The 11,807-nt window shown below is 62.8% G+C and carries 10 protein-coding genes, 1 other RNA gene and 2 pseudogenes; 5 read left to right on the top strand and 8 right to left on the bottom strand.

The window, feature by feature from the left end; genetic code table 11:
* Nucleotides 1-255, top strand: a 255-nt coding sequence (locus CRO75_RS31550; RefSeq protein WP_143504268.1) for a transposase, incomplete at its 5' end; no start/stop codon positions are given.
* Nucleotides 256-299: 44 nt separating this feature from the next.
* On the opposite strand, the gene recR is transcribed toward CRO75_RS31550, so the two are convergent.
* The 4 genes and pseudogenes from recR to dnaX all read right to left on the bottom strand — a co-directional run bounded on the left by recR (nt 300) and on the right by dnaX (nt 4,796).
* Nucleotides 300-902 carry a recombination mediator RecR gene (gene recR / locus CRO75_RS31545; protein ID WP_007922386.1) on the bottom strand — a complete coding sequence of 201 codons (603 nt, stop codon included), beginning with the start codon at nt 900-902 and terminating at the stop codon, nt 300-302.
* 65 nt (nt 903-967) lie between these two features.
* Nucleotides 968-2,002 (bottom strand): annotated as a pseudogene (locus CRO75_RS31540) (NADP-dependent oxidoreductase).
* Nucleotides 2,003-2,273: 271 nt separating this feature from the next.
* Nucleotides 2,274-2,612 carry a YbaB/EbfC family nucleoid-associated protein gene (locus tag CRO75_RS31535; RefSeq protein WP_007922383.1) on the bottom strand — a complete coding sequence of 113 codons (339 nt, stop codon included), beginning with the start codon at nt 2,610-2,612 and terminating at the stop codon, nt 2,274-2,276.
* 66 nt (nt 2,613-2,678) lie between these two features.
* Nucleotides 2,679-4,796 carry a DNA polymerase III subunit gamma/tau gene (gene dnaX / locus CRO75_RS31530; RefSeq protein WP_097140521.1) on the bottom strand — a complete coding sequence of 706 codons (2,118 nt, stop codon included), beginning with the start codon at nt 4,794-4,796 and terminating at the stop codon, nt 2,679-2,681.
* Between the two features lie 139 nt (nt 4,797-4,935).
* Between dnaX and CRO75_RS31525 the strand changes: the two genes are divergently transcribed.
* Entirely contained in the window at nt 4,936-5,709 is a 774-nt protein-coding gene (locus CRO75_RS31525) for an amino acid ABC transporter substrate-binding protein (protein ID WP_097140519.1), read from the top strand.
* 3 nt (nt 5,710-5,712) lie between these two features.
* On the opposite strand, the gene CRO75_RS31520 is transcribed toward CRO75_RS31525, so the two are convergent.
* The gene (locus tag CRO75_RS31520) at nt 5,713-7,413 is read right to left on the bottom strand and encodes an EAL domain-containing protein (RefSeq protein ID WP_097140517.1); all 1,701 of its coding nucleotides are present in this window, start codon (nt 7,411-7,413) and stop codon (nt 5,713-5,715) included.
* Between the two features lie 600 nt (nt 7,414-8,013).
* On the opposite strand from CRO75_RS31520, the gene CRO75_RS31515 reads away from it, so the two are divergent.
* Entirely contained in the window at nt 8,014-8,328 is a 315-nt protein-coding gene (locus tag CRO75_RS31515) for a helix-turn-helix transcriptional regulator (RefSeq protein ID WP_007922376.1), read from the top strand.
* 142 nt (nt 8,329-8,470) lie between these two features.
* On the top strand, nt 8,471-8,845 hold the full coding sequence (locus CRO75_RS31510; protein ID WP_097140514.1) for a VOC family protein: 375 nt from the start codon (nt 8,471-8,473) through the stop codon (nt 8,843-8,845).
* On the opposite strand, the gene CRO75_RS31505 is transcribed toward CRO75_RS31510, so the two are convergent.
* Nucleotides 8,779-9,762 carry a DMT family transporter gene (locus CRO75_RS31505; protein WP_097140512.1) on the bottom strand — a complete coding sequence of 328 codons (984 nt, stop codon included), beginning with the start codon at nt 9,760-9,762 and terminating at the stop codon, nt 8,779-8,781. The two genes, CRO75_RS31510 and CRO75_RS31505, sit on opposite strands and share 67 nt — an antisense overlap.
* A gap of 102 nt (nt 9,763-9,864) precedes the next feature.
* Here CRO75_RS31505 and CRO75_RS31500 point away from each other — a divergent pair, with 102 nt between their 5' ends.
* A complete protein-coding gene (locus CRO75_RS31500; protein WP_097140510.1) occupies nt 9,865-10,731 on the top strand; it encodes a LysR family transcriptional regulator in 867 nt (288 codons plus the stop codon).
* Nucleotides 10,732-10,821: 90 nt separating this feature from the next.
* Here the strand turns inward: CRO75_RS31500 and ffs are convergent.
* Nucleotides 10,822-10,918: signal recognition particle sRNA small type (gene ffs / locus CRO75_RS31495), an RNA gene on the bottom strand.
* A gap of 650 nt (nt 10,919-11,568) precedes the next feature.
* A pseudogene (locus CRO75_RS31490) lies at nt 11,569-11,807 on the bottom strand (IS5/IS1182 family transposase); the annotation flags it as partial.

Below are 11,807 nucleotides of genomic sequence, written 5' to 3'. Positions count from 1 at the left end.
AAGGAGTCGGGGCGTTACAACGGTCGACGCAAGCTGAGCAAGCAAGGCGACTCGGAAACCCGACGCTTGCTTTACAACGCCGCCATGGCGGCAAGCAGGACCAAGGCTTGGCAATCCCGCTATCAGCAATACCTGCAGCGCGGTCTGAAGCGAACAGAAGCGCTGATCATCCTTGCGCGTAAATTAGCCCGTATTGCCTTCGCTCTGATGAAGACCCAACAGCCGTATCGACCTACGGTCGATACGGTGGGGTAGACATAGAATCTCCTACAGTAGTTTTTTGCTCGCAGCCGAAACACTTACAGCGCGATCGGCTTGCGCCCGGCAAACGAGTGCGCCAGGGTGCCACCGTCCACCAGTTCCAGCTCGCCGCCCAGGGGCACGCCATGGGCGATACGCGAGGTGATCAGGCCTTTGTTGGTCAACAGCTGGGCGATGTAATGGGCGGTTGCCTCGCCTTCCACCGTCGGGTTGGTGGCCAGAATCACCTCGGTGAAACTGCCTTGCTCTTCGATTCGCGCCAGCAGCTGGGGGATGCCGATGGCTTCCGGGCCCAGGCCGTCGAGCGGCGACAGGTGGCCCTTGAGCACGAAGTAGCGACCGCGGTAACCGGTCTGCTCCACCGCGTAGACATCCATCGGCCCCTCGACCACGCACAGCAGCGTGTCGTCGCGCCGTGGATCGGCGCATTGCGGGCACAGGTCGTCCTCGGTCAGGGTACGGCACAGGCGGCAGTGGCCGACGCCCTCCATGGCCTGGCTCAGCGCCTGGGCCAATCGCGTACCGCCGCTGCGGTCGCGCTCCAGCAGCTGCAAGGCCATGCGCTGGGCGGTTTTCTGACCCACGCCCGGCAAAGTGCGCAGGGCATCGATCAGTTGGCGAATCAGGGGGCTGAAGCTCATGGGTAAAGGTCCGACAAAACGACGAGACGCGGTTTATACCCGCGCCTCCGATTAGCGTCAAATGCTCAGTCCGGGGCGACCCGCACCACCAGCTTGCCGAAGTTGCGCCCTTCCAGCAGCCCGATGAAGGCTTACGGTGCGTGCTCCAGGCCGTCGACCACATCCTCCTTGAACTTGACCTTGCCTTGCAGCACCCAGGGCGCCATGGCGCTGACAAACTCCGGCTGCCGATCGCCGTAGTCGTCGAACACGATAAACCCCTGGATGCGCACGCGCTTGGTCAACAGCTGGCGCTGCAACAGTGGCAGGCGGTCAGGTCCTGGCGGCAACTCCTGAGCGTTGTACTGGGCGATCAGCCCGCACAGCGGAATCCGCGCCTTGGGGTTGAGCAACGGCAGCACCGCATCGAACACCTTGCCACCGACGTTTTCAAAGTAGATGTCCACGCCCTCGGAGCAGGCCTGCGCCAGTTCGTCGGCAAAGTCCGGGCTGTGGTGGTCGATACAGGCATCGAACCCCAGTTCCTCGACCACATAGCGGCACTTGTCGGCACCGCCCGCCACACCGATCACCCGCAGCCCCTTGATCTTGGCCACCTGCCCCACCACCGAGCCCACGGCGCCCGACGCCGCGGCCACCACCAGGGTTTCCCCGGCCTTGGGCTGGCCGATGTCCATCAGGCCCATGTAGGCGGTCATGCCCGGCATACCCAGCACGCCCAGGGCCATCGAAGGGCTGGGCAAACCCGCCGGCACCGGTATCAGGTTACGCCCGTCGCAAATACTGTGGCTCTGCCATCCGGTGGCGCCCACCACCAGGTCGCCCTCCTGGAATTTCGGATTCAGCGAGCGCTCGACCCGGCTGACTGCGCCGCCGGTCATCACTTCGTTGATTTGCACCGGGGCGGCGTAGGACGGCGCATCACTCATGCGCCCGCGCATATAAGGGTCCAGCGACAGGTAAAGGGTCTTGAGCAGCACCTGGCCATCCGCCAGGTCCGGCAGCGCTACCCGCTCCAGGCGGAAGTTTTCCGGCACGGGCGCGCCCTGGGGCCGGGAGGCCAGAACAATGCGCTGGTTGAGGGTCAATGCTTGCGACATCAGAGCAACTCCTTATCGAGAATTGAATCGGGCCATACAGAGTGCAGACCATCGTACTGCGATCGGCGTTCGATGTTTCTCATCCCGTAGCCGCTGTCGCAGGCTGCGATCGATTGCACGGCAACCGCAATCATCCAGCCAGACCCCATCGCCTGAATGACGACCGCTGCGCGCTCGATCGCAGCCTGCGGCAGCGGCTACAGGCGCCACAAACAAAAATGCCAGGCGCGATGCCTGGCATTTTCAAGTCCGACCGATGCGCGGGCGCGAATCAGAACGGCAGTTTCATACCCGGTGGCAGTTGCATGCCAGCGGTCACGCCGGACATCTTGTCCTGGCTGTTGGCTTCGATCTTGCGCACGGCGTCGTTGACGGCGGCGGCGAACAGATCTTCCAGCACTTCGCGGTCATCTTCGCTGACGCCTTCCAGCAGGCTTGGGTCGATGCTCACGCGCTTGATGTCGTGACGACCGGTCATGACCACGGTGACCATATCGCCACCCGCCTTGCCGGTGACTTCGGCGTTGGCCAGCTCTTCCTGCATCTTGGCCATCTTTTCCTGCATCTGCTGCGCCTGCTTCATCAGGCCGGCCATGCCACCTTTCATCATGGGAATCACCTCAAAGTACTTGGATAAAAACAGCGCCCGGCCTCAAGGCCCGGCGCCCTTCAGTTATTAACCCTGGCTGACCAGGGCCTCGACAGGTTCAATAGTATCGTGACGGACCACCGCGCCGAACTCCCGCACCATCTGCTGGATGAACGGATCGCCGTGGATCGACTCCTCGGCCTCGCGCTGGCGATTGGCCCGGCGGCGCGACGCGGCCTGGGCCGGGGTCTCCTGCTCGGGCTTGATCAGCTCGATGCTCACCGTCAGCGTGCGCTGGTGGTACTGGTTCAGGGCATCGTTCAGGCGCCGCTGCTGGGTGGCGTTGAACAGGGCGCTGTGGGCCGGGTCCAGGTGCAGCAACCAGTTGTCGCCCTCGGCGGCGATCAAGGTGCAGTTGGCGGCGATGCTCGCCGTCATCCCGGAAATCGGCAGCTTCGGGAACAGCTCCAGCCACTCCAGCGCCAGGCCGGTGGCCGGTTGGGCGGCTGGCAACGGCTCGGGTTCCGGCTCGGGATCGGCGGCGTGCTCGCTGGCCAGTTCGTCCAGGTAGCTGTAGGCCGAATCCATGTCTGGCTCGATGTAGTCTTCGTCCAGCGGCGGCTCGTCGTCCAGGTCGATACCCGGTGTCGCGGCATCGACCTCGGCAACGCTGGGCTCCGGCACCGGGGCGCTGACCCATTCCGGCGCATCCGGCACCACGCTGTCCGGGGTCGGGGTCGGCATCGGAGTCAGCTCAGGCTGCTGCGCAGCGGTCTCCAGCACGGGCTCGACGGCCGGTTGCTGCGCGACGACCGGTTCGACCGGATCGTTCCACGGCAGGTCGACCACCTCTTCGGCGACAACAGGCGCTGCCTCTGGCGGCGTCTCGACCACCGGTTGCGGTGCAGGCGCCACCGGCGCTGCAGAAACAGGTGCGGGCGTTGCAACCGGGGCCGCGACAGGTGCCGCCACGGGAGTGGCCTCGACCACCGGCGCCACAACCGGCGCGGCGGCAACTACCGGCGCAGCAACGGCTGCGCCAGCCACGGATTGGGCGGAATCAACTGTGGCCTGGCTGATCCCCACTGGCTTTAGCGGTTGTCTCGGCGCGTCTGCCGAGTCCGCTGGCCGGAAGGCCAGCATCCGCAGCAGGACCATCTCGAAACCACCGCGCGGGTCCGGCGCCAGCGGCAAGTCGCGCCGGCCGATCAGGCCCATCTGGTAATAGAACTGCACATCTTCGGCTGGCAACGCCTGGGCCAAAGCCAGCACCCGGTCGCGGTCGCCATGCCCGTTGTCGACACCGTCCGGCAACGCCTGGGCAATGGCCACGCGGTGCAGGACATTGAGAATCTCCGACAGCACGCCATTCCAGTCCGGGCCCTGTTCGGCCAGGTGGCGCACGGCCTCCAGCAAGGCCTTGGCATCGCCGTCGATCAGCGCATGCAGGACGTCGTAGACCTGGCCGTGATCGAGGGTACCGAGCATCGCCCGCACATCGGCGGCCATGACCTTGCCTTCACCGAAGGCGATGGCCTGGTCGGTGAGGCTCATGGCATCGCGCATCGAACCGTCGGCGGCGCGGCCCAACAGCCACAGCGCGTCGTCTTCGAACGGCACGTTCTCGACACCCAGCACGTGAGTCAGGTGCTCGACCACTCGCTCCGGGGTCATGTTCTTCAGGGAGAACTGCAGGCAGCGCGAAAGAATCGTTGCTGGAAGTTTCTGCGGGTCGGTGGTCGCCAGAATGAATTTGACGTAGGGCGGCGGCTCTTCCAGGGTCTTCAACAAGGCGTTGAACGAGTGGCTGGACAGCATGTGCACTTCGTCGATCAGGTAGACCTTGAAGCGCCCGCGGCTCGGGGCGTACTGCACGTTGTCCAGCAGCTCGCGCGTGTCCTCGACCTTGGTCCGGCTCGCGGCGTCGATCTCGATCAGGTCGACGAAACGCCCTTCGTCGATCTCGCGGCATACCGAGCAGGTGCCGCAGGGCGTGGAAGTAATGCCTGTTTCACAGTTCAGGCATTTGGCAATAATCCGCGCGATGGTGGTCTTGCCCACCCCGCGGGTGCCGGTAAACAGATAGGCATGGTGCAGCCGCTGACTGTCCAAGGCATTGATCAGAGCCTTGAGCACATGGGTCTGGCCGACCATTTCGCGAAACGAGCGCGGACGCCATTTACGTGCAAGAACCTGATAACTCATCGAAAACCGTCGCAACTGGGAAGCGGAAGCCCGTAATGCTAGCGGAGCAAGGGCGAAATTGCATCCGGTGCGCTCGTCTAATCTGGCTAAGCTGCTTTTTGTCGGGCTCGTCAGCGGCCTTTTCCTGCGTGGAGACTCTATGCGTTTAGCCTTGGGCGCCTTTCTGCTGGTTGCCATGAATGGTTTTGCCGCAGAACCGGCCCTGCGCTTCTCGATCCCCGACAGCTGGGCCATGCCCGTGGTACAGATCGAACGTGGCCGGCCCACCCAGGGCATTCTCCACGACCTGATGGCCAGCCTCGCCACCCAGGTCGGCAACCCGGCCGAGTTCCATGTCCTGGCCCGGGCCCGCGTGCAGGCAGCCATGGACCACAAGGAAATCGATGTCCGCTGCTATGTCGCCCAACCCTGGCTGCCCAACCCGTCCGGCGATTACATCTGGAGCATCCCGCTGTTCGTCCAGCGCGACCTGCTGGTCAGCCACGAGCGTCCCCCGCTCCCGGTCATTCCCGGGGAGCTACCGATGCAGCCCATCGGCACCGTCCTCAGCTACACCTACCCTTCCCTGCAACCCTTGTTCGACAGCCGCCAGTTGATCCGCGACGACGCGCGCAACCAGGAACAGGTGCTGCACAAGCTCTGGGCCGGCCGCTACCGCTACGCGGTGAGCAACCAATGGACGCTGGATTGGTTCAATCAGACCCTGCCACCCGACCAGCAGTTGCATGGCGTGGCCGTCCTGCAGGAACAGGCGGTCGGCTGCGTCATCCGCAACGATCCGGCACTACCGGTGCAACGAGTGCTGCGCACCTTGTTGCGCATGAAGATGTCAGGAGAGATCGACGACATCATCGGTTTGTACACCGGCCACAGGCCGACCGAGAGCGCCCCGCAAAGCTATGGGGCGCCGTAGCTGTCAGCCGGCTTCGTCCTGCGGACACCATTCCAGCGGCGGCAGGAAGGTCGCCACCCAGCCCGGCACCTCGCTGGCCGGCATGGGCGGGGCGATGAAATAGCCTTGCGCCACGTCGCAGCCCAGCGACATCAGCAACTCGCCGTGCTCCATGGTTTCCAGGCCTTCGGCTACCACCTGCCGGTCAAATGCCCGGGCCAGGCCGATCAGGGCCTGGGTCAGCGCCAGGTCGCCCTTGTCGTGCAGCATGTCGCGCACGAACATGCGGTCGATCTTGATGGTCTGGGTGCGCAAGCGCTTGAGGTAGCTCAGCGACGAATGCCCGGTGCCGAAATCCCCCAGGGAGAATTGCACGCCCAGCGCCTGGCAGGCCTCGAGGCAAGCGCTGACGTGCTGGAGATTCTCCACCGCCACCGCCTCGACGATTTCCAGGTCCAGCAACTGCGGGGCAATCTGCGGATGGCGCTCGAGCACCGCCTTGAGCCGGTCGACGAAATCCCCCCGCTGGAAATGCCGCGCGGCGATATTGACGCTGACCGGCCAACGCTGTCCGGCCAACTGCCATTGCCGCAACTGGGCCATGACCTGCTCCATCACCCACTCGCCGATATCGACGATCAGGTCGGTCTCCTCCACCAACGGCAGGAACTCCCGAGGCGCAACCATGCCCCGCTGCGGATGCTGCCAACGCAGCAACGCCTCGAAACCCACCACCTCGCCGCTGCGCATGTTGACCTTGGGTTGAAAGTGCAGGCACAGCTCGCCGGCCGCCAGCGCCTGCCGGACCCGCTCCACGGTCTGGTGGGTGGCCTTGACCTCGCGGTCCCGCGACACATCGAACAAGTGGAAGCGGTTGCGCCCGCTCTGCTTGGCCACGTACATCGCCTGGTCGGCATGCCGCAGCAAGGTGTCGGCATCATCGTTATCGGCGGGAAACAGCGTGACGCCGATGCTGGCGCAGACGTTGATCTCCTTGTCCTGGATCAGATAAGGGGTGGCGATCACCCCCAGCACCCGGTACAGCGCCGCCCGCAACTCGCGAATGTCGCGCACATGACGCAGGATCAGCACGAACTCGTCCCCAGCCAGCCGCGCCACCACGTCTTCGCCGCGAATGATCGAGCGCAGGCGCGCCGCTACCTCCACCAGCAACAGGTCGCCGCTGGCATGCCCGTAGCCATCGTTGACCGCCTTGAAGCCGTCGAGATCGAGCATGCACACCGCCAGCGCAATGTTCTCCTTGCGCGAGTAGTCCAGCGCCTGGTTGAGCAGGTCGGACAGAAAGGAACGGTTGGGCAAACCGGTCAGCACATCGTGCCCGACCCGCCATTGCAGCGAGTGCAACAAGCGCCGTTTTTCGCTGATATCGAAACGGATCGCCACATAACGCTGGACCCGACCAGTGGCATCATCGAGCAAGGGCACAATGGTGCTGTCGACCCAATACAAGGTCCCATCCTTGGCCCGGTTGCAGATCTCGCCCTTCCAGACCTGGCCCAGGGCAATGGTGCGCCACATGGTGCTGAAAAATTCGGGGGGGTGCAGGCCGGAGCCGAGGATCCGGTGATTGGCGCCCAGCAGCTCTTCACGGCTGTAGCCGGAAATCGAACAGAACTGGTCGTTGACGTAAGTGATCCGGCCGGTCAGGTCGGTCTCGGAAAAAATGGCGGCTGCATCCACGGCCCTGCGGTATTTCTCATCCATGAGTCTGGCTCACTGTCGCTAGCGGTTAAACCGCTCGACCAAGGCACGAGGCCCGGAAGAGATGTTTGGGCGTTCATCCTCACTCACTTCGCAAACCCAGGCAGGCTCAGGCTGCTGCTCCGAAGGTATCTGCTGAACAGAGGTGACCGGCACATTCAGACGCACGTTAAAACTCCATAGACAGCATTCGACAATGCCAGCCCAGACAAGCCGGCAAGAGGCCGACCGAGAAAAATGGCGCACCGTCTCGCCCCACCTGACACAATTGCAACCGTACAGCGACCCGCACCGTCATTGATCTTCGAATCGACGAAGATCAACTAAAATCAGTCAGGGATCAGCCGAATTTGGCGGGTGGGACACTGGCAATCATCAGCGAGACGTTCGCGCCTGCGCCATACCCTCGATTCTGGTGAACAAGGAAAATGCAATGAGTTCTTGTTTCATCAGTTCATCTTCTGAAACTAGATCACCAAATGCCTGTCCGAAGCGTCGATTCTACGAATTGCATCACATTTTGCAAGGCGAGGTGATGAATCATGGCGTTGCCTAATGCAAAGATTTATCGTTAAGTTCTTGATTCTAAATGGGAATTGAGCGATGCAAATTTCAAGTTTGGGTCCAGCCATCAGGCGTTACCGCAAGGTAGCGGGGCTTACTCAGGCTGAACTAGGCGAAAAAACCGGTTTTGACCCTAAAACCATCAGCCGCTTCGAAACCGGCACCTACACCCCCAGTGTGGAAGCCCTGTTCCTGCTGGCCGATGTACTCGGGGTGAAGCTGAAAGCCTTTTTCGCAGATCTGGGCGACGAAGACGAACAGCGGGCGTATCTGTTCGGTGTCATTCACAAAGCCACCCCGAAGGACCTGGGAAAGCTGATAGCAGCGGTAGACCTGGCCTTGTCCAAGCCTTAGAGCCGAGCAACACGCAGAGGAGGCAGCCCTATCGAAGCCGATAGCCTGCCTCCTCTTCATTTCCCCCAGATGACTCCTGACAGGAACTGACAGCGGCGCCCCTTAAGCTGGTGTGCGCAGCCCAACCTCTCCAGGAGTCCAGATGATCGCTACCAGCACTTACCTTCTGCTTTACGTCGACAGCCCCGCCACCAGCGCCAACTTTTACAGCCGCCTGCTGGACAGGCCACCGGTCGAGCTGTCGCCGACCTTTGCCCTGTTCATTCTTGATTCGGGGCTCAAGCTCGGCCTCTGGTCCAGACAGGATGTCGAACCAGCCACCCAAGTCACCGGCGGTGGCGGCGAACTGGCCCTGGCCGTGGCCGATAAGCAGACCGTCGACCTGCTGCACGGCCAATGGGCCGAATCCGCCGTGAACATCGCCCAGGCCCCGACCACCCTGGACTTCGGCTACACCTTCGTCGCCCTGGACCCGGACGGGCATCGGCTCAGGGTGTTTTGCCTCACCCCGGAGTGAACAGGAGCCGTGCCGATAGAGCCCGGCAGCACGGAGCGGCGCCGCGCCCAGCGCCCCTCCAGCTGCATCGCCATCACACTGCCGAGGACGATCGCCGCGCCCACGATCACCGCGCCATGCACCCGCTCATGCAGGACCAGCGCCGCCAGCAGCATGGCGATCGGCGGTATCAGGTACATGGCAATGGATGCCCGGCTGACTTCGACCCGCGCCAGCACATAGGCCCACGCCAGGTAAGCCAGCGCACTGGGAAACAGCCCCAGCAGCAACACCGCCAGGTTCACCCGCCACGGCGCCTGGACCACCGCGACCGCCAGCCCCGGCCAATACAGGCTCAACAGCAAGGTGCCGGCCCAGACCATGTAGCACACGGTAGTCAGCAGGTCGTAACGCCCCGAATAGCGCCGCTGCAAAACGAAGTACAAGCCCCAGGAGAAGGCCGCCAGCAGCACCAGTAATCCCCGGGGCTCGATCGACGCCACGCCCTGGTCGCCCCAGACCACCACGACCGCCCCCAGCAACCCCAGCCCGACACACCCCCAGCGCCAACCGCTGACCGGCTCCCTCAACCAGAAAAACGCAATCAGGGTGCTGAAGATCGGCGCCGACTGCGCCAGCACACTGGATGCCCCCGCGCTCAACCCCTGCTGGCCATAGTTGAGGCTGACGTGATGCAGGGCGATGGCAAAAAAGCCCAGCACCAGCAACCAGGGCAGATCGCGCCAGCGTGGCAGGGAGATTCTCTTCACCAGGGCGATGCCCCCCATGAACAGCGAAGCAATCAGAAAGCGCAGCAACGCCAGATGGCCAGGTTCGTAGCCTTCCAGCCCAATATGAATACCCACCGGGGAGTAGGCCCAACACAGAATGACCGCGGCGGTCGCCAGGACCAGCTTCAACGCAGGAGAGATGTTCAAGACACAGGCACTCGGCAGCACAAGGAAGGCCTTCAGTCTCCCGCCCGCCACAACTCACCACAATTAACGGATACTGAGACCAGACCTCACTGGAAATGAGCAATGGAACTGAGCCAACTGAAAATGGTGAAAGCGGTCGCCCGCACCGGCAGCATTGCCCGAGCGGCCGAACAACTGCATTGCGTGCCCTCCAACATCACCAACCGCCTCAAGCAACTGGAAGGCGAGTTGGGCGCCCGCCTGTTTATCCGTGCCGGCCGCGGGCTGAAAATCAGCCCGGACGGGGAAATCTTTCTCGGCTACAGCGAGCGCATCCTGGCCCTGGTGGATGAGGCCAAACGGGCGGTCGACCGCAAGGCCGAACCCAGCGGTATCCTGCGCATCGGCGCCATCGAATCCTGCGCCGGCGGGCGCTTGCCGCCCCTACTGGCGGAATTCCATCAGCGCTTTCCACAGGTCACCCTGGAGCTGGTAACCGGCACCTGGTCGCAGCTGTTCGAGGAACTGCAACATCACCGGATCGATGGCGCACTGGTCGCGGTCGACACCCTCCCTCCGAAACTGGAGCGCACCGCCCTGTACAGCGAGCCCCTGGTGCTGGTTACCAGCGCCAACGCCGCGCCCGTGCTGAACCCGCGGGACCTGCAAGACCAGACCCTGTTCATGTGGCCCGGCGGCTGCCCTTATCGCCGCGCCCTGGAGCATTGGCTGAACGCCCACGACGTGACCGCGACCATCATCGGTTACGCCAGTTGGGGCACCATTATCGACTGCGTCAGCGCCGGCGCCGGCATGACCCTGGCCCCGGAAGGCGTGCTCGACCGCTACACCCTGTCCGCGGGCCTGGCGCGCCACCGTTTCGCCGACCTGCAGCCGATCGACATTCGCTTTGTCTGGAACAAGGAAATACAACGCCACACCGCACGGGACGCGTTTGCGCAGTTATTGCAGGAACGATTGGGGAAATGAAACGAGCGACCGGCGAGAGACCAGATCAGGTAAAACAGGGGGGAATTCAGAATATTCGTCGAGGACCGACAGAGGGCGTTATGGAGGCAACCCCACCAGCCACACCCCGGCACACAATGTCACCGCTGCGGCTGCTCCCTTCCAGGCCTGACCGGGTTCACGGCTGATCGTTGCGAGGGGACCAATGGGGTCACCATAACGACGCTCACCTGACGGCGAGCCGCGCCATTGTACCTATCTGCGGCGAAGTTACAACCGCTCTGTAAAGATTAAAAAATCTGAACGGCTTCAAGTACTTGGATCATTACCCCGCTCGCTTGCCGATTCCTGTAGCCGCTGCCGCAGGCTGCGCTCGATGGCGAAGCCGTCGCCAACCATTGCCCTGGTGGCCGCCATTGCGGCCGCTGCGCGACCGATCGCAGCCTGCGGCAGCGGCTACAGGGACCGCGCATGAGCGAGATGGCAGTTTTGCGGCGAGCTGGCAGTCGATTTTTCGCTTTGTTTTGTAAGGGGTTTCCTAGAAACTCTGGAACGCCTTTGGGCGGGTTGTACCCCTGAATTTGATCGGGCAGTCTGCGTGGGTCGTTGCAGTTTCAACGACCCGGATGTGGAAGTCTGGAAAAGTCATTGGTACAGCGCTCAACAGCGACTGCTGGCGTTTTATGTCCGCAGATCCGTGTTATGGCGACCATGCGTGGGGCACTTTCGAGTGCGCCGGGTTTTGGGTACCAAGGACTCCCCGGTCTTCCACACCCATGCATGGCTGCCACCCTCTCGTGTGGAAGCGAGACTGGCGGCTTTCACTTTTCAGAGAGTCGTAGGAGGGTGTAGACAAAATCATGTCGTGAGTCGGCGCGCGAGTATGCGCGCTTCGGCCAGCCACACCCACGCCTCACTCACAGCGAACAACCGGTCGTGATGCATAATTAGTCGTCGAGCCCTCTCATTCCAGGCATGAGTTCGCTCCACTACCCAGCGCCTGGGCATCACCACGAAACCGCTCGGAGCAGGTGTTACCATGAACAGATCGCCTTGTTCTGAGTGCCATTGTCCTGTTCTTCTATTGTTTGGCCCCC

The sequence above is a fragment of the Pseudomonas sp. LAMO17WK12:I10 genome (genome assembly GCF_900215185.1).
Taxonomy (GTDB): Bacteria; Pseudomonadota; Gammaproteobacteria; order Pseudomonadales; family Pseudomonadaceae; genus Aquipseudomonas; species Aquipseudomonas chlororaphis.
Note: the sequence above shows the minus strand (reverse complement) of the source record. Positions and strands in the feature narration are given on the sequence as shown.

Bases quoted from the DNA above. Each gene is read 5' to 3' on its own strand.
- recR (WP_007922386.1), bottom strand. From the start codon at position 902: ATGAGCTTCAGCCCCCTGATTCGCCAACTGATCGATGCCCTGCGCACT.
- CRO75_RS31535 (WP_007922383.1), bottom strand. From the start codon at position 2,612: ATGATGAAAGGTGGCATGGCCGGCCTGATGAAGCAGGCGCAGCAGATG.
- dnaX (WP_097140521.1), bottom strand. From the start codon at position 4,796: ATGAGTTATCAGGTTCTTGCACGTAAATGGCGTCCGCGCTCGTTTCGC.
- CRO75_RS31525 (WP_097140519.1), top strand. From the start codon at position 4,936: ATGCGTTTAGCCTTGGGCGCCTTTCTGCTGGTTGCCATGAATGGTTTT.
- CRO75_RS31520 (WP_097140517.1), bottom strand. From the start codon at position 7,413: ATGGATGAGAAATACCGCAGGGCCGTGGATGCAGCCGCCATTTTTTCC.
- CRO75_RS31515 (WP_007922376.1), top strand. From the start codon at position 8,014: ATGCAAATTTCAAGTTTGGGTCCAGCCATCAGGCGTTACCGCAAGGTA.
- CRO75_RS31510 (WP_097140514.1), top strand. From the start codon at position 8,471: ATGATCGCTACCAGCACTTACCTTCTGCTTTACGTCGACAGCCCCGCC.
- CRO75_RS31500 (WP_097140510.1), top strand. From the start codon at position 9,865: ATGGAACTGAGCCAACTGAAAATGGTGAAAGCGGTCGCCCGCACCGGC.